The sequence below is a fragment of the Mucilaginibacter pallidiroseus genome (assembly GCF_007846085.1).
Taxonomy (GTDB): Bacteria; Bacteroidota; Bacteroidia; order Sphingobacteriales; family Sphingobacteriaceae; genus Mucilaginibacter; species Mucilaginibacter pallidiroseus.
The window spans coordinates 71,123-88,227 of record NZ_VOEJ01000005.1; the positions used below are offsets into that span (position 1 = coordinate 71,123).

General features: G+C 37.7%; 14 protein-coding genes. 7 read left to right on the forward strand and 7 right to left on the reverse strand.

Going from position 1 to position 17,105, the window contains the following annotated elements; all coding sequences use genetic code 11:
• Positions 1–45: 45 nt before the first annotated feature.
• A complete protein-coding gene (locus FPZ43_RS11345) occupies positions 46–2,868 on the reverse strand; it encodes an Ig-like domain-containing protein (protein ID WP_146382043.1) in 2,823 nt (940 codons plus the stop codon).
• Positions 2,869–3,274: 406 nt separating this feature from the next.
• Between FPZ43_RS11345 and FPZ43_RS11350 the strand changes: the two genes are divergently transcribed.
• Positions 3,275–3,793 (forward strand): UpxY family transcription antiterminator, encoded by a 519-nt coding sequence (locus FPZ43_RS11350; RefSeq protein WP_146382044.1) that lies wholly within the window; start codon positions 3,275–3,277, stop codon positions 3,791–3,793.
• Between the two features lie 17 nt (positions 3,794–3,810).
• A complete protein-coding gene (locus tag FPZ43_RS11355; RefSeq protein WP_146382045.1) occupies positions 3,811–4,164 on the forward strand; it encodes a helix-turn-helix domain containing protein in 354 nt (117 codons plus the stop codon).
• 121 nt (positions 4,165–4,285) lie between these two features.
• Here the strand turns inward: FPZ43_RS11355 and FPZ43_RS11360 are convergent, their stop codons facing one another.
• Positions 4,286–4,690, reverse strand: a complete 405-nt coding sequence (locus tag FPZ43_RS11360; protein ID WP_146382046.1) for a hypothetical protein — start codon at positions 4,688–4,690, stop codon at positions 4,286–4,288.
• 386 nt (positions 4,691–5,076) lie between these two features.
• Between FPZ43_RS11360 and FPZ43_RS11365 the strand changes: the two genes are divergently transcribed.
• Positions 5,077–6,465, forward strand: coding sequence for a hypothetical protein (locus FPZ43_RS11365; protein ID WP_186461822.1), 1,389 nt, complete (start codon positions 5,077–5,079; stop codon positions 6,463–6,465).
• Positions 6,466–6,930: 465 nt separating this feature from the next.
• On the opposite strand, the gene FPZ43_RS11370 is transcribed toward FPZ43_RS11365, so the two are convergent.
• Entirely contained in the window at positions 6,931–7,158 is a 228-nt protein-coding gene (locus FPZ43_RS11370) for a hypothetical protein (protein ID WP_146382048.1), read from the reverse strand.
• A gap of 303 nt (positions 7,159–7,461) precedes the next feature.
• Between FPZ43_RS11370 and FPZ43_RS11375 the strand changes: the two genes are divergently transcribed.
• Together FPZ43_RS11375 and FPZ43_RS11380 are read left to right on the forward strand one after the other, a co-directional pair.
• Positions 7,462–7,812 carry a hypothetical protein gene (locus FPZ43_RS11375; protein WP_146382049.1) on the forward strand — a complete coding sequence of 117 codons (351 nt, stop codon included), beginning with the start codon at positions 7,462–7,464 and terminating at the stop codon, positions 7,810–7,812.
• Positions 7,813–8,034: 222 nt separating this feature from the next.
• Positions 8,035–8,418, forward strand: a complete 384-nt coding sequence (locus FPZ43_RS11380; RefSeq protein WP_146382050.1) for a hypothetical protein — start codon at positions 8,035–8,037, stop codon at positions 8,416–8,418.
• Between the two features lie 151 nt (positions 8,419–8,569).
• On the opposite strand, the gene FPZ43_RS11385 is transcribed toward FPZ43_RS11380, so the two are convergent.
• Positions 8,570–9,028: an OmpA family protein gene (locus tag FPZ43_RS11385; protein ID WP_146382051.1), complete on the reverse strand. Its 459-nt coding sequence runs from the start codon at positions 9,026–9,028 to the stop codon at positions 8,570–8,572.
• A 369-nt stretch (positions 9,029–9,397) separates the two neighbouring features.
• On the opposite strand from FPZ43_RS11385, the gene FPZ43_RS11390 reads away from it, so the two are divergent.
• Together FPZ43_RS11390 and FPZ43_RS11395 are read left to right on the forward strand one after the other, a co-directional pair.
• Positions 9,398–9,805 carry a hypothetical protein gene (locus FPZ43_RS11390; RefSeq protein WP_146382052.1) on the forward strand — a complete coding sequence of 136 codons (408 nt, stop codon included), beginning with the start codon at positions 9,398–9,400 and terminating at the stop codon, positions 9,803–9,805.
• A 710-nt stretch (positions 9,806–10,515) separates the two neighbouring features.
• Positions 10,516–11,625 carry a hypothetical protein gene (locus tag FPZ43_RS11395; RefSeq protein ID WP_146382053.1) on the forward strand — a complete coding sequence of 370 codons (1,110 nt, stop codon included), beginning with the start codon at positions 10,516–10,518 and terminating at the stop codon, positions 11,623–11,625.
• A 46-nt stretch (positions 11,626–11,671) separates the two neighbouring features.
• Here FPZ43_RS11395 and FPZ43_RS11400 read toward each other — a convergent pair whose 3' ends face one another.
• The 3 genes from FPZ43_RS11400 to FPZ43_RS11410 form a co-directional block, all read right to left on the reverse strand.
• Entirely contained in the window at positions 11,672–13,051 is a 1,380-nt protein-coding gene (locus tag FPZ43_RS11400) for a hypothetical protein (RefSeq protein ID WP_146382054.1), read from the reverse strand.
• A 257-nt stretch (positions 13,052–13,308) separates the two neighbouring features.
• The gene (locus FPZ43_RS11405) at positions 13,309–14,892 is read right to left on the reverse strand and encodes a CBM96 family carbohydrate-binding protein (protein ID WP_186461823.1); all 1,584 of its coding nucleotides are present in this window, start codon (positions 14,890–14,892) and stop codon (positions 13,309–13,311) included.
• Positions 14,893–14,993: 101 nt separating this feature from the next.
• Positions 14,994–16,559 carry a glycosyl hydrolase gene (locus FPZ43_RS11410; protein WP_146382056.1) on the reverse strand — a complete coding sequence of 522 codons (1,566 nt, stop codon included), beginning with the start codon at positions 16,557–16,559 and terminating at the stop codon, positions 14,994–14,996.
• Between the last annotated feature and the right edge of the window lie 546 nt (positions 16,560–17,105).

Sequence of the window (17,105 nt, forward strand, 5' to 3'; positions counted from 1 at the left end):
TAAATTGATGAGGTTACTAACCAGCGAAGTGCTGACTAATCACATTTATTTGACTTTTTTGACTATCTGGCTGCGTGAAGTAACTGCTTTTTCGTTATCTTCAGTGACCTTAAGTAAGGTGATCTGAGATATCAAATTAGGATTCTCGTTCCAGTTAAACTCACTGATGTATAAGTTGCCGTTTGTTACATCTTCAGTTATTTCCAAAGGATTGGCAAAACCAACCATACCTTTAAGGCCATAGTTTCCAGATCCGCTTGCTGATTTTACGATATCATAAATACTATCGTTTGCTTGATTAACAAGTTGCTTCTTAGTAATTGAACCAGGTTCCAAAACAATAATATCGCCACCGCCACTGAATCTGCAAACCAATAATTTTCCTTTCAAAGCACGTTTGAAAGCGTTGCTTTTGTATTCGATAACGCCATTGGGTGATTTATTAAAACCGAAATCAAAAGCGGCACCTCTATAATTATTATCCGGCTTTACCCCAGGTGCGTACATCGGGTTATCTTTACTGCCACGGTTAATTACATATTCGCCCCGCAGGGGATTTGGATGGCCGAAATAGCCAACTTTCCTGTCGGGATTTATTCTGAATAGCCAGTCGTGCTGTACCGGCACATTCTCAGTAGCTTTAACTGCCGATCCGTTATAAAAAGTACCATCAGGGCGCCTTGTACCTCGTATAGATTGTGGTGAATTGCCACCGCCACCAGATCCATTGGCAGGTATATAAAGTTGTCCGTTACTATGCCAAACCATATCATACCCGTTACGTATGCCCGAGGCAAATATGGTTAGAGGCGAATTTATGCCGTATGGATTATAAGTGCCATCAGAAAGCTTAATCGAACCTATAGGCGCGTTATCTATTAACTTTTGATTTGATGTAGTTTTAACATCAAGCGGAAGTGCAACCTTCTCAAGTTTTTTTAGGTCGAGGCGCATGATACAACCAGCCAGCAAGGTTTCCTCTCGTTGCCAACCTTTGTCAAATCTACCTGCGGAACTATTACTGCCCTGCGAAATATACAAAGCACCATCGGGGCCAAATACGATGCTGTTTACCATATGGTCTCTGGTAGATCTGGGCAAGTTTATGATCATCTGTTCCTCGGTCAGCAAGTCAGGACCGCTTAAGCGCGAGATTTTCCCATCGAACTCCGGAGCCGCATTTAATCCCGATGATGAATAAGATACCCAAGCAACAGGGTGCGCAGCTGTAGATGAGGGATCGAAAGTAAGGCCGATAGCCGTTGACTCGCCGCGTTTTTTTACGAGTGTATTAATACTGGTCATTCCACTCAGCATACCAGATTCATGATCGATTTTGAAGCGTTCAATACCTCCATTTATCTTCAAAGCATAAAATAGTCCATCGGGTCCAAATGTGAGTGAAGTATACTTTTTATTTTGAGTACCTGGTACAGATATCTTAGTAAAAGCAGCTTTAATAATGTTACTGGAATCAACAGGAGCAGACGATGTTGAGAATGAGCTCTCAAACGGCTGAAATGAAGCTCCGCTGTAAGACTTTACCCCGCTCGTAATCACAAATTTGTAATTTGTGTAGGGTTCTAATGGCTGGGCAGGTGTAAAACTGATAGCGTCCCCGCCGCCCGTGCCCTGCACATTGCCGGGGACAATGCTATCTGTATCATTCGCAACTTTTATTAATTTAACTGTTTTATTTGTTATAGTAGCATTATTTACACCGCCCTTAAATCCTTTTTTTGCCGGGACAGAAATACTGTTTGCTGCAATTGTAGAATTTATGATTATTGTAGCGCCGTTAATTGGGTTAGCACTAATAACGTAGGGCCTAGTTTCGTCAACCACGCGTAACCTAACATCAATAGCCGCTGATGAATATCCATCAGCTGTAGCACTTATCGTAGCGTTATAAGTCCCCGGAGCAAGATTTCGGTTGACCGCATAATCAATTTTTACAGAATCAGTATCGTATGCTTCTCTACTTAAGTGAATCCAGTTTACACCTTTATCTGGATAAGCTACCGTCAATTTGTATGGCACCTTTTTAAGCGCTGAGTTTCGTATTCTAAGGGTCATGTATTGAGGAGTTTTAACATCTCTTCTCAATAACAAATTTTGATCTGCTGATTCAAGATACAGATAAGGATTAACTGAAATTGGCGCAATGCTTACATAGCATATTTTTGTATTAATACCGCCTTTAGCATCAATGGTTAACAGACCATCATTCACCGTTACGGTTACAGTTGCTTCTTTAAATCTGCCCGGGCTTCGTAATTTACCCATTGGTTTAAAATTGTAAATTGCTTTAACACCTTCAACGTTTATACAATCCAATTCTTTTGCCTTATGAACAGCCCCGTCGCCCGTAGCAACAGTTACTTTGTATACGCCATTTAAAACTTTCAGCTCCCAATAACCGCTGGCCTTAACGCCATCAAACGCACCGTATCTTAAACCACTGATATGATCAGCCTGCATGTGCATAAAGGTGGATAGCAAAACGTCTTCTGGCTCGAGTCTTGCGCGGCCATTTCCGCGTAAATCAAGTGGTTTGTCATCAGCTACACTTTTCCATCCAAACGTCAAATCTGAACCTTCAAAAACACCGGGATGAGCAGAAAAAGGTTCACCCCAATCTTTTAACCAGCCCACAGGTGCCTGAGTACCATCATTTTGAAAGTTTATTTGTATTGGGCTTATTATAGGCTTAGCCGCCAAGTTAAAATACTTATCAAAGCGGTAAACAGGCTGCTTACTTACCTCTTTCCTACAGCTGATCGTATAGCAAATAATGAAAATTAATGATGCGATGACACAAATGGTCCTAAGCGGAGACTTTATAATAAATTTAATGATTGTTGCCATGTTTAACTAAAATGAAGCCTCGCAATGATACAGCTTCGCCCTTCCGCTTACATTAAAATTTTTGCGATTTATTATTATTACAATTTTAGATTAATTACTGCTTCATTGGAACTCATAACACCCAGTTGTACGCTTTATGTGCATTTACGCGAAATGGTGAGCAATAGGAAGTCCTGACTTTTTAAAAAGTTGATTAACCCGACGTGGAACAATGAAGACTTTGTACTTGGAATATGTATTGAGTACAAATGATACACACTTTTGTTAAACTTCTCACCCTTCTACAAATTAATATACAACCCCTTTAAAAGATGTTTTAAGAGAAGCCTATGCATTAGTTTAGTAAGAAATTACGAGTGAGGCCACGACACTTGTTATCATATCTACAAACAAACCGAGCACTATCATGAAAAGTCCAAACGATCCGAACTGGATGGTTCTTTATACAAGATCCAAATGGGAAAAAAAAGTGAATAGGCTATTGAATGATCAGAACATAGTGGCCTATTGTCCATTGGTAAAAACCAGCAAAAAATGGGTTGACCGGCAAAAGGTAGTAGAAATTCCGCTATTCAACTCATACATATTTGTATATGCCCGGCACTTGGATTTGGAAAAGATTGTGCAAACGACAGGGGTTGTGACATATATAAGTTACTGCGGAAAACCGGCAATTGTACGCGGACAAGACATTGAAAATATACGTGCAATGGTCAACAAATATCATGATTTGCAAGCCATACCTCTACAGAACCTCAATATTGGAGACGAGGCCGCCATATTAAGCGGGCCATGGAACAACTACCAAGGAGCTATTCAAAAGATCAACGGTAAATCAGTTGTTATGATCCTGAAATCAATGAATTACGCCCTTACAATAAGGACTGATCTTCAAACACTAACGCCAATTTCAAAACGAAACTAAATCACACTACACAACATATGGATAAACATTACGGACAAATTGTTGAACTGACTATCAGGAAAAAAGGCTTTAGTATCAGCGAACTTGCAAGGCTTGCTAACGTTAACCGAAAGTGTGTATATAACTGGTTTAATCAGAAATACCTCAAGCCGGAAACTATACATCGCATCGGAGTATTTATTAATCATAACTTTTCGGTTGAATTTCCTGAACTATTTACTGCAGATGATTTTATCCAACCCCTTAATGACGAAAATTTCGGTTCGTCAACTGATAAAGTTGATGGAAGTACCATATGGAAAGACCGGTACATCGACCTTTTGGAAAAATACAATGACTTATTACTTGAGCAATATCAAAGAAGCTTATAGGTAATAATAGTGCAATCCAAAGTCATAAATAAACAAAGGCAGACCATTATTAGATCTGCCTTTTGAGATAAGAGTATCCCCCGCTACCCTCTATAAAATAAGCTATCTAAAACGATATCATTTACGGCACGAGCACTTTAGCTGACCAAACTTCATTAACTTTTTTGTTGGCATCGTTATGATAAATTTGCTTGCCCTCACGGCTATAAACATTAACCACAATTGCCTGGTCTACATCTGCGGCTGTAACATCTACGCTTAATAAAAAGTTTCTTTGGTATTTAAGCGTGTATGTACCAATCGTTTTATCTATCGTTACTTTGGTAACCTTATCTGCAACAGTATAACTGATGTTGCATTGTCCTGCACACTGTACTGTCAATCTTCCTTCGCCAAATTCTTTATCCTGGTTTACGTCATCTTTTTTACATCCGCTATTCAACATCAACGCCATACCCAGGATTGCGATACATTTTAAGGCAGCTGAACTTAGCTGCGGCTTAACGCGATTATTCAATTTTTTCATCTTTAAATTTTCATAAAAGTAGACGTTACATGTTGCAAATCTACCCTTATCCCAAAAGTGTATAACAGGTTGTGAAATAATGTAAATGCGTTATAACCACAATTAAATAATTGATTTGGCAAGATGGTGGTATGTTATACTTTTATGCTTTTTATATAGATAAAGGAAGATTATAATTATAGCAGCATTCATATTCAATTTTGCTGCTATCACGCTTTACACACATTTGGGCACAATAGCGCAGGCATCTTTTACAAACAAGCTACTTACACTTAAATTTGGTTGCTGCAATTATGGGCACATTTTATAACTACATGCCGACACCCAACAAATCAAATATATTCCTAAAAATATCCTTACTCCTTATAAGCATTAGTATATCGTGCTTGATTTCTGTTGATGTAAACGCAGAATATGATAAAATAGGCGCTTTAGCAAACGTTTATCTCCCATATATAATGGGTGGCTTCACATTATTGTTATTTGGTATTAGTTTGCTTATAAACCGATACAGAAAGTCTACGATTGCTTGCTTTTGCCTCTCAGCAATAAACATCTTCACAGGAATAGCCCTAAATCTAAATTTTGGCGGGTTTATTAAAGATCTTGAAGCCAAGGAGATCGGAAACCTGGCCCCTTTTGAAAAAAATATTAAGCAATCTAGCAATGAAAACATATTGATTAATGAGCCAGCGCTTTATCCCATATTTAACGGCTCTGTTTTCTCCTTGTCTTATAATCCGAAAAGTAACCTAACTGTAGATAAAAAGACCAATCACAACCGTGACAGCGTCACGATAAAGTTGACAAATCAGCGCGTTCAAAACCTTGTCATCAACAAAGCGACTTTCTCAAAGCTTAATTTGTGGGATCTTAATTTTAGTGATACTAATAAACATGTGCTAAGCCTCCCTATTTCTGTACTGCCAGGCAATTCTATTGACATTAATATTCGTTTCACCGGCATGGCACTTAATAACCGGGTTACTCCAGTATGGTGGCGAAGTATTTTTAAATTACATAATTGGTTCATTGGATTTGGGCGCTACTTTAATCATCAGCCATCAGCCGGAAGCACTTGCACAAATGTTGATGGCCTGCTTAACATATACACAAATGATTCAACAGGAAATGTAAAAAGCTTTCGACTAAGTGCCATATGGCAATACGGCGCCGAAAATGATTGGGAGCCGGGTCTGCAAATGATAGTTAATGCATTTCATTTACGAACAAAAATTGGCTTTACTTATTTCGACAATTTGCTCAATGGAAATGAACTTGTTAAAGGTAGCGATGAGATCTTAGCAGATTATTTTGAGTCAGCCGATAAGAAGTTACCGATCTTAATTAAAAAGATTGCCTCCTATCATGGTTGTTGCAACATCAATGATGCCGATACGCTGGAAATATATTATAAAAAAGAAAATTTAACCCTTGGAATAGAAAGAAATGATAAACATAGCGGGCAGATGTTACTTCCAACAACCTTCCCATTGCTGTTAAATGAACAAAGATTTAACCCCTCAATTCCATTCGCACTAAAAATCGGATCGAGCTATTCGGACCGAAAACTAAACTTCGGCCGTAAAATAGGTATCAGGGTATGGAAAGCGATTGATGAGTATCAGCGTGTAATCCCGAACACTTATATTGTAGGTAGTGATTATCTTGGAAAAAAAGGGACAAATTATGATTACCAGGATAACGTTTATATGATTCAAAATATCAAACTTTATAAAGACCAAAAGATATTATATTCAAATAATACAAATTAAGGTGGCAAATTTCTTTTGAAGACCTATTAGCAGACTTTACGTATAACATACTGACTAGTAACAAATATACCAGTAAATCATAATCGTTATCCAGGATTAGAGTTACAATCAGGATTAGATTTATAATTTCAAAAAGCAATTAAATATGTACCTAACTGCTGCTTCGGTATAGACGTTGCGCAGAAAATTAACGCTGCGATTATTTTTATTCAATATAGCAGATTAACAGTATCAACATATTCAAACTTCCATATTGCTGCTGAACTAGTGCATGAGCTCTCCAAACAATACAATATGTCAGTCTGCAATGGATCCAAAGAAATATCGAATGAAAATTCCGAAACGATATGTACTATAAAAATATCAAGGGTGTAAAGTTTAGCATATCAGCGGATCTCATATTCAATCGATGAAAAATCACGCAGTATTACAGCTCAAATTATGTTGTTAGCTGCACGTTAAGGACTATAGCTTAGGCTTATTATCAAAGTCAATAAGCATCTCTTTATACTGGCTTAAAATATGATCCGGTAGGTTATCACGCTTTTTAAGATTTTTAAAGAAAGCCGTGTTTTTAGCATAAATACCTTCCTCAAAGCAAAATTCTTTGTGATCATATTTCAAAAATAAGCTGATATCCTTACGCAATAATAAAAGCACGAATACATTTATGGCCGTAGCAAATCTTTTCATTTAAATAATTTAAGGTACAGATTTATACGTTTTGCGATCAGTAGATGTTACCATGGTCATCCTTTTTTTCACGATTTTATGGAATTAACCGTAGATAATTTGACTTGAATTCGAATAATTCGCAGCTTACCCTTTAGTAAAGTATTATTTAGTAACATATAATCAGATATTAGATACAACTATTCTTCCAGCGAGAGCAAAGATTTAAGGTTGGACCGTTTATGTGCAAATACACATTCGGCATTAGCGCAACACAAAAGATGCACACAATTGATATTTTTATGTCATTAATATTAATTTTATATGGCAGCGAAACATCATGGCCAAATCCTCGAATTTACTTTACGAAAAAATAATTACAACATCAGCGACTTGGCAAAGTCCATGAATGTCAATAGACGAACGTTATATAATTGGTTTAACCAGGAAGTGGTGAAAAAAGATATAGTCTTCAGAATTGGTTGCATAATCAGGCACGATTTCTCTATTCAATTGCCCGAACTTTTTACAGAAAATGAATTCAGCCTTATCAACATGCCTAAAGTAGCCAGAAACATCAGTGCTACAGAGGACGGATGGCGAAGCAAATACATCAGCCTTCTATATAAGTATCGCAATTTACTAGACGAGATGAAGAAAGGAAAAAAGCAATAAGCGCATAATGTGTCTATATTTTATAGCCTACATAGCTATAATGATATTTCTTGTATCGCGTCCATTTTGAAATAGTCCATTGAAAAGTAATGAACGATATGTTGGCTTACAGTATTTCGACTTAACCTGAAAAGATGATGTAAGGCTAAATCATATTCACAGATCATTATTCAGATATGATAATAGAGGTCATATTGTTTTAATTTTTAATACAAACGATAAATGGAAAAACATTACGGACAAATTGTCGAATTCCAAGTTAGGAAAAACGGCTACAGCCTTACGGATCTAGCAATAGAGTTATCTGTAAACAGAAGAACGATATATAACTACTTTGAAAACAAGTTTTTAAAGACCGAAGTGATATTTAAAATTGGATGTATTATAAGGCATGATTTTTCTATAGAATTTCCTGAATTATTTACGAAAGAAGATTTCGTGTTACACAATAACCGTAAGCATTTTGCACGTCAATTAAACAGGGCACATAGCAAAGCAATTGTCGATGATCCCTGGAAAGATAAGTACCTAAATTTACTAGAAGCATACAATCAAGTGTTATTAAATAAGCTCAATAAAACAGCCACCATTGAAAAATGCTTATAAAATGATTATAATTTATCACATTATACCGTACTGATTTCGTCCGTTTCAGTTGTTTATTTTAGGTAGCATAGTTAAAAATAGTATCCATATCTGTGTCGATCTAACTGTAAGAATCCAGATTTGATGCCTTAAACATTAAGCATTTAAAAATTTAACCGCCGATTTCTTTAAGGCGCATTTCTACTCGCCGGTTTTTCTGCCGGCCTTTACTAGTTCTATTGTTAGCAATGGGGATTGTACTGCCAAAGGCCGTGGTCACAATCCTTTCAGCAGCTACCCCCTTGTTTACAAGATACGCCTTTATTACATCCGCGCGTGCCTCTGACATTTTCCAATTACCAATATAGGTTCCTATTGCATCGGCGTGACCTCTTAATGCGATGGCATAATTATTTTTAGTGAGAAATGCTGCAAGGTCATTTAGTTGTAATCGATCACCATCCGAGATGGTGGCCTTGCAGAATTCAAACTCTATGTTTTTGGTTAAAGCCTCAATGTTAGTTAGCCTTTTCTTACCCAAACGCATAGACGCTTGCGGTTTCGAAGCTGCTAACAAAATACTTACATTTAAAATAATAGCTAATAATAAGCCTGGCACTTTAACTTTCATATTCAAAACGAATTAGTAAAATGAAAAATATGCATTAAACAGGCCAAAACAAGCAAAATAGCAAAAGTGTACACCGGCACGTGCAAATGCTCAACTTGATTCCAAATGGACAAGCATCATAATAGGTATAATTTAGGTTTTGATTTCGTCTAAGTCGTCCTTACTTACAGGAATGGATGGAAACGGAAAGACTTATGATTAAAACCGGTGTAGAGGGTTGATCAAACTGTGATGTCGCTATTAGTAACCCGAAACACTCCAATATTATCTTAGACATGCTTTCACAGAAATGCTCATTTAGCTATACAAACCCTTTAATCAAGTGGTCTGGCTACACACTTGTTATATCTTTACATTAAGATTTTTATTATGAAACCAATCAATACACTTCCCACATTTTATCCATCATCAGGAATGTTTCCTTTTATGAAACGAGCTATATTATTTGCCTCATTATCTTTAACGGCTTTAAGCTGCAAAAAATTTGACGGAACAGACAGAGATTTCGGTTACGCTAAAATTACCGTGAAATGCGAGAAATGCAGCGTTTCATATATTTCAGCAGAGCAACCTACCTCATTTACTGTGGAAGGTAGTACGGCTATAAACTACATCAGGTATAAACGAAATTACAATTTAGACATAAACGTACAATCGCTTGGCGTAAAGCAGGCAGTAACTTTGGGCGTGTATAGCAGAAGTGGAAAAGAGGTGTATTTTAGCAATGCTTCACAAGCCGAAAATGAAATAAAAAACGCCAAAATCATAATTCCATAATAATTGCGATTGTCTTCACTGCCAGTATACGCACAGATGATGGTAAGGCGTCATACGCACCTTGTTACCTATACCACCCACAATCAATCTTCATAAATAGTGCAAGCAACTAAGTTGATAAGAAAGCAGCTATAGAGATTTTGCGGGGCGCTGCAATTATTTTAATTGTTTCTAGGCCATGTAATCGGTGCAAGTCGTCAGATGGCGTTAAAGTATCTGAAGATTCAACATGTAGATTTCTTTATGACGCATTTAGTATATCCGGATACCGCTGTTTACAGTAATATCCGGGTATATATATGCCTACAAATCTCTTTTATAATCTCCCTTTAAATAAGCAGTTTGTGTTGGGTAAGATCAACAGCTTATTTATTCTACTCATCGTTGTATCTACGTTATTCTATTCAATACAACACTTAGCACAAATTACCACTAGTTGTATAATTATGCTTTAACCTCTAAGTCAGATTAACCCTGTCGAATCTCAACGAAGTTATAAACAAGTAATAAAATCTTCCCAATCCTCTGATTATAATCAGCTACAAGCGTTAACTAAATGTTGAATAAAAGTTAACTTGTTTACAATCGTTATAGTAAAATGTTTGTAGCATATTAATTTTTAATATTTTTTAATTAAATTAAAACAATACGTAACATTCTTTTAAGTTTTGCCGTTAAAGATTGAAATATTGATTAAACCCCCTTAACAAATGGTAAAAACTTATCTATTCAAAAAACATGGCTTGATGCTATGCGTCACGTTGTTAGGTTTGGCATCGTGCAAAAAAGACGACGCAATTCTTCCATCATCAGACAATCTAAAAGCCGAGTCGACTATCGGTGCCGCAGTTGACCTGTCAGAATCTGCTATGTCGGTTGGATCCATTCAAAGCCTATTAAGCGGCTCGACTTTACAAACAGGTATTGTAGGTCATCCTTTTGGAAGTGAGCCTTACAAAAATATTTCTGCGGCCACGCAAATTAAATTAGTAAAAGGCATGGGTATGAACTGGTACCGTATCGGTACGCTTGTTACATCGACCGGAGAGGTAACCGTACCGAAGCTATTCAATCCTTTATTAGAAGAAGCAGCTGCCGGCAATGTCAACATCCTCCCCATGGTTTACCTTCGCACCATGGACTTTAATGACACCCAGCAAGAATCGTATGCCAAGGGTAAAACACTGGGCGCAAATTTTGCAGCCAAGTATGGCAAGTATTTTACCTACTATAACCTTGGTAACGATTTAGAACTTGATTTGCTCCTGCCTAAGACAACCGGTCAAAGTCAGGCGCACTACGATCGCGCTAAGTTTAATGTCACAGCAGCTTATCTGAAAGGCATGGATGACGGAATTAAATCAAAAGATCCCGGCGCTAAAACAATGATTGGCGCAGGTTGGCTGCACTATGGGTTTTTAAGGATGCTCGAGTGGTATGGCGTTAATTATGACGTAGTAGCTTACCAATGGTATTCGGACATGGAAAATGCTGCTCCAAAAGCACCTAATAACATTCCTGACATCACATTAAAACTTTCAAGCTTGTTTCCTAATAAACCTATCTGGTTTACAGAGTTCAATTACCGGTACAAAGCTTCATATACGCTGGAGCAAAATGAAGCGGCACAAAAAGAATTTATAGCAAATTTCCTGGTAAAGTGCAGAAATAATCCGCAAGTAAAGGTAGCTATCGCCTATGAACTACTTGACGAACCTGTAAAAAGCTTTCAGGAGTCCAACTACGGTCTATTGAAATGGGTTACTCCATTCACCGCCTTTAAAAATAAAATTTCCGCTACCGCACTTCAACTAAAGTAGTTTAAATTTAAAAGGCCCTGCAATCATACTAAGTGGGGCCTTTTCTTTATCGCGCGATTTGTTTTCCTGCTGGTGCTATTCCTGTCAGGACCGGCTTCATTCCAATATTTTCTGACAAAACATTGTTATTAACAATTTCGCTTGTATTTACAGTTTCAAACTTCATATGCTTTATTACAAATCCTAAAGCAATGTATATCCATAACGATGGATAGCCAAACTCGGGCACCGAAGCCATCATGATTAAATACACAAATACCAAACCCAACTTGTAACAAAGTGATATTATCGGACTAGCTATTTTAAGCCCTATGTTTTTCAATGTAAACCATGTAAATACAATTAGGCCAACCAGGCCGTTGTTTACTATCAAGGTTGAAAAAAAATCTGTCGACCGCACATAGCCAAATCCTATACCAAACGCCTGGTTTAGCGGGTTCAAGGTAGACCAGTAAAAAAGGTGTTCCGTAAAGGCCCCGCTACGTTGTTGAGAGGATGAACTTTCACCGCCCAATTTCCCTACAAATATGAAGTTGTACATGCTGTCGAGTAGATGCTTAAAAGCATTGAGTTGCAAAACAAGACAGAAAACAATTATTAAAATACTGATGTAGTAAAAAATAGTAAAGTTTCTTTTGTAAATAATCCAGCATGAGTAAAACAAAATCATACACATATAAGCTGTAGTGGAAAAAGTAAGTATAAGGCAGCCCAGCATCAGAAGTTGGTCAAATTTCCTGTTTAGTCCAAAGGTCAATACCCAAAACGGAAATACTGTAAAAACAAACATCGAAGGCTCGCCCGTATAGCTTTTTATTCTCATCATCCCTATTCCCCCTAAACTAAGGGTTTGAAATAATGAGGCGGACTTTTCTCCTTCTCCAAAAGTACGATTCACCACAAAGTCGCCGTTTTGGCCGGTAAGCATATATAAAAGAAATTCGTAAAGCCCATAAATACACAGGAGACGTAGACCCCAATATATATAATTGATGATTTTTTCTGTTGAGAAATATTTCACATATGCATAAATTATAAATCCAACTATTAGCGTAATGGATTGTGTTATATGCGAGGGTCGATAGAAGGTTTTAGTCAGGTTCTTTTTATTATTGAGCAATATTGTATTAACCAATTTCAGATTCAACACCAGATTAATAAACTGCGAACAAAAACTTAGCAATAATATAACCCCAAAAAAATAGGCGAGCTCGGTGTAAAAGCGGCCCTTCGCTCCGCCTAAAGAGCAGAAGGGAATTAAGCCAAAAAGTAATGCTGACAACACATTTATGATTGTAGAACCCGGAACGCTAGGCGCTAACACAAATGTGGTGATAGGAAAAAACAACATCAAGACATTTGTGTACTTATTTACAAATGAGGCGGATGCACTGGGCAAGGCATAACTCTGTAACGAATTTTCCATTAAATGGTAAGCATTTTAAATTGTGGCATCTTTGACAAAGATTGGTAAAGCACAGGAAAAAAAAGCTACGTTTGGGGAGTTGGTAACTTATTGTATAAAAGTGAGAAAGTATTCAAAAATCATAAAAATTACACTCAGGTTTTTAGAAGCTGGAAATCGCACGCAAATTGCCTCACCATAACTACAAACTAATGTATGATATATAGACACTGTCCCAATGGATTTGAGTTATATATCTTAAAATTAACCATTTACAGCTATCTGATAATTAGTATCGGTTTATCGTTGCTACACTCCCGGCTATTGAATTGGGCAGTAGTATTTTTATTTGATACATCACTCATCATAAAACTTGCATATTTATCGGTAGCCAATTGTGCTCTCACAAATTCGGTCACATCAAAGTATACTCTTTTTGCAACAGGGTCCACACTTGCGGCACTTAATACGCCAGATGTTGGCTGCGGGCTGTTATTAAAAGTTATGCCTTGTTCTGACCAACTGTCACTATTAACACCGAAAGTTGATAAACTTAAACTATTTGTGTTATCAATATTTCGTCCATAAACGCTGAGCGTAGCTGAGTGGATCTCAGTAAAATTGACTAATGAAAATTTATAATAAGCAGCGCGTAAATAGCTGCTGGAAGTGGCACCTTTTATAAAAATCAAAGAATCCGCCCCGTAGTTATTTGACGCAAATTTTCCGTTTCTTACATAGGCATCTTCCGAAGCAACAATTTCAATAGCGGGGTTAGCTTTTTTTGGCGTCCATCTGTAATTGATTGCTGAAAAGTTACCTCCTGTATAGTGAATATTGCCATTCAGAATAGCTGCAACTCCTGCAGATTTTGCAGCACGCATTGGCTCGATTACCGACCAGATATTAGTTGCCGGATCGTAAGAAAACACCTGCTTGCCAGGTGTGTTATGTGCAGTTTGCCCGCCAAGCACTATAATTTTGTCATCGAACACTACTACAGAAGATAATATATGGTCGATACCAAAGGGCATGTCTGCCAATTTTGTCCAGGTATTTGACTGCTCATTGTAAACCTGCAGTGTACGTTGCGGCACGGAAGCTTCGTTTTGGTTATGCGAGCCACCCATTATATAAATTTGACCGTTAAAAACGGCGGCGCCGGGATGATTTACAGCGTTAAGTAGCGGAGCCAGTGTTACCCAACCTGCATTGATGTTATTCAAGTCCAAAACCAAATGAATACCGGTATCCGAGCGCGACTGGTTAGCACCGCCAATGTAATGCAACTTACCATTCAAATAACGCAATTGGCCAGCTGCAAGCGCTTGGGGCAAATCGGGCATTTTAGTATAATTATTTGCAACTACATTGTATTTCCAAACCTGCTTGGTGCCAAATATTTGCCCGGTGCCAGCTGCGTTTGATGTATATCCTCCTGCCAAATATATGTCGGTACCATCGGTAGCAACTGCAACGTGTGTCCCTCCGCCGAAATTTGTCCCATAAGGCTCATGTGGCATGCTTTTGATTGATGCCCATGAGTCATTAAGCGGGTTATAAACGTAAGCCCGTTTTGTGGGTGTCCATTGTGGGCGTTTATTTACATCAAAGCCACCAAAGATGTATAATTTACCCTGTACTACTTCGCCTTGTATTTCATGCGTTGCAATTGGCTGCGACTTTGCGGTACCCCAGACGTTGCCTGATGTACTATCGCTCAAACTCGCTACCGATACATTTGCAATGCCGTTCGCATTTAAATCTCCAGCATTATCCTTTATGTCTGACTTTTTGCAAAATTGAAAACATACTGACACTAAAAGCAATGCAACGGCAGTATGCCCCTTGTAATTTTTCACGAACATATTTAATATCTAATTTTTTATGGTTCGTAAAGTTACAAAGGGCTTATGCCGAAGCCAACGTTTGAAATATGATTGCGCTAAAACTGTGAAATCATTTATTTCTCATTAAAAATCAGAAGATATTGGTAAAGTGCCCCAGTAGCCGAACCAGACAAATTACCACCAATATTAACTTTGCCCGCCGCAAAGTCCTTTTTGTAAAGATCCATAGTAGCCAACTTGGGATCGTCCGTGCCAAGCGTTTCTTTAACTTTGGTAAAACCTTGAAGCCAGGTTGGTAATGTTTTAGCTCGTGGATCATAAGCTATAAAAACAGTGGTAGCACGATTAAGTGTGAAAGAGAGGTAAGTATTCAATTTATTTGTCTTATCGTCATTAGCTACTTTGATGAATGATGACTTGATCAGGTAACTTGGTAACGTTTTGATTTTATAATTTCGATCTGTATAATAGGTAGCATCGGTAACTAACCGTGATGTTTGAGGTTTAACAGATGAATATCCGATTAAATTTGTAAACAGATCTGTTGCCGGTTTTGAGGGTTCTGAAGGCGTTGTTTCCCCACCATCTGGCGTAAATAATTTTGCAAAGCTTTGTGCTACCAGCTTCTTAACAAATATGGTGTAAGGTAAAGACCATTTATAAAAGCCATAGTTGCTTTCATGTCCTTTTTTGTAGGGCTCATCAAACAATTGATAAGCAATCGCAACTTTAACACGCGGATTGGTTTTAATCTTATTAACAAACTTTGTCATAAATTCTTGTTGATCAGCCTCATTATCAGTTGACGTGGCTTTGTAGCGATAACCAAACTCAGTGAACCATATTTCTTTGTCGGGAAATGAATTTGCCAAGGTCACCGATATATCAGGAATGTTGTAAGGAGCTCTTGAAGCAGGCCCCTCCATATCAGAATACCAGTGGTAACCTATAGCATCAAATTTTACATTGTTATTTTTACATAGCGTTAAAAAGCCCCAGTGTAACCAGCCCGCATCTATAATGGTTTTGGCGCCTGGATCTTTAAGTTTAATTCCTTCATCCATACCTTTTAAATATGCGGTGGTGATTGCTGATTTATTAACGTCATAGTGGGTAACCTCACGACCAGTAGTGCCAGACATTAACAAATCGAGCTCCAGATCATTTCCCAAATTGTAATAACTAAAATATTGGCCATATTTTGCAGCGAAGTTAGCACCCAGGGTTTTACCCTTTTGATAGGCGACAGATGGCTTATCATTAAATGTCAATGTGCGGGGATTAAGCATTGGCAAAAGATTTACTGCGCCGCTGGCAGCAGCTTTTTGTAAAGATGAGAATAGAGATGACGATGAAGCGGAAATAGTACCATCGGACGTTGTCAATACATTAATGCGATACCAGTTCATGTTCATCCCTTTGATCAGCTCCACTTGTTTGGCAGCAGATGTTGCAAGGTAAGGCGCATCGCCAAATGGATGACCGTTAACGCCTAACATTAAACTCGATGATGAGGCGATAGATAGGCTACTTTGAAGCGTTTCATTTACTGCACTGAGCTTTCTGTTTTCGGAAGTGGCAGATTCCGGCAGGAAGTCATCTTGCTTTCGACACGAGGTGAATAGTAATCCGGCAGCACAAGCTACTGCCACTAAACTTTTAGCGTAGTTTGAAATCATAAGGGGAATTTTAATTAATCAATAGTTACAGCTGTTTACGGAACAACTGCATAAAAGTTCAATATTAGTTGGTTTTTTTTAAAACAATAACAACATTATTGTCGTTCTATTGCAGACACTGCAAAATTGCCCCATTCTGCTCCTTTACTGTGAAATTTATATTTTCTTTATTGCCCCTACCCGAATTGAGTTTTGCAAAACTAAAACGGCCGGTTCAATGGTGTTCCGTTTCATAACTTACCAGTATCTATAGATATTTTTCCGATGCCTGATTAGCGCGTTGTGATATGCTTGTAAGTCGTCGTAAAAGAAGTGTTCAGATCAGGTACACCGTTAGTAATGCTGAATGTTATTCGTTTGAAGTTTTGATTCAATTGCCACCTTTCAAGGTAGATGGATTGTAAAATCGAATTTTTATTAATCACTCCCCGCCGGTAAGCAAACAAATAATTAGCTTTTTAGAAAAAAACGCCGGTAGAAGTTCTTAGTATTAGCGCCCATAGTATTTTGCGTTTAGAATTTTTTGCAACAACACATGATAGCATA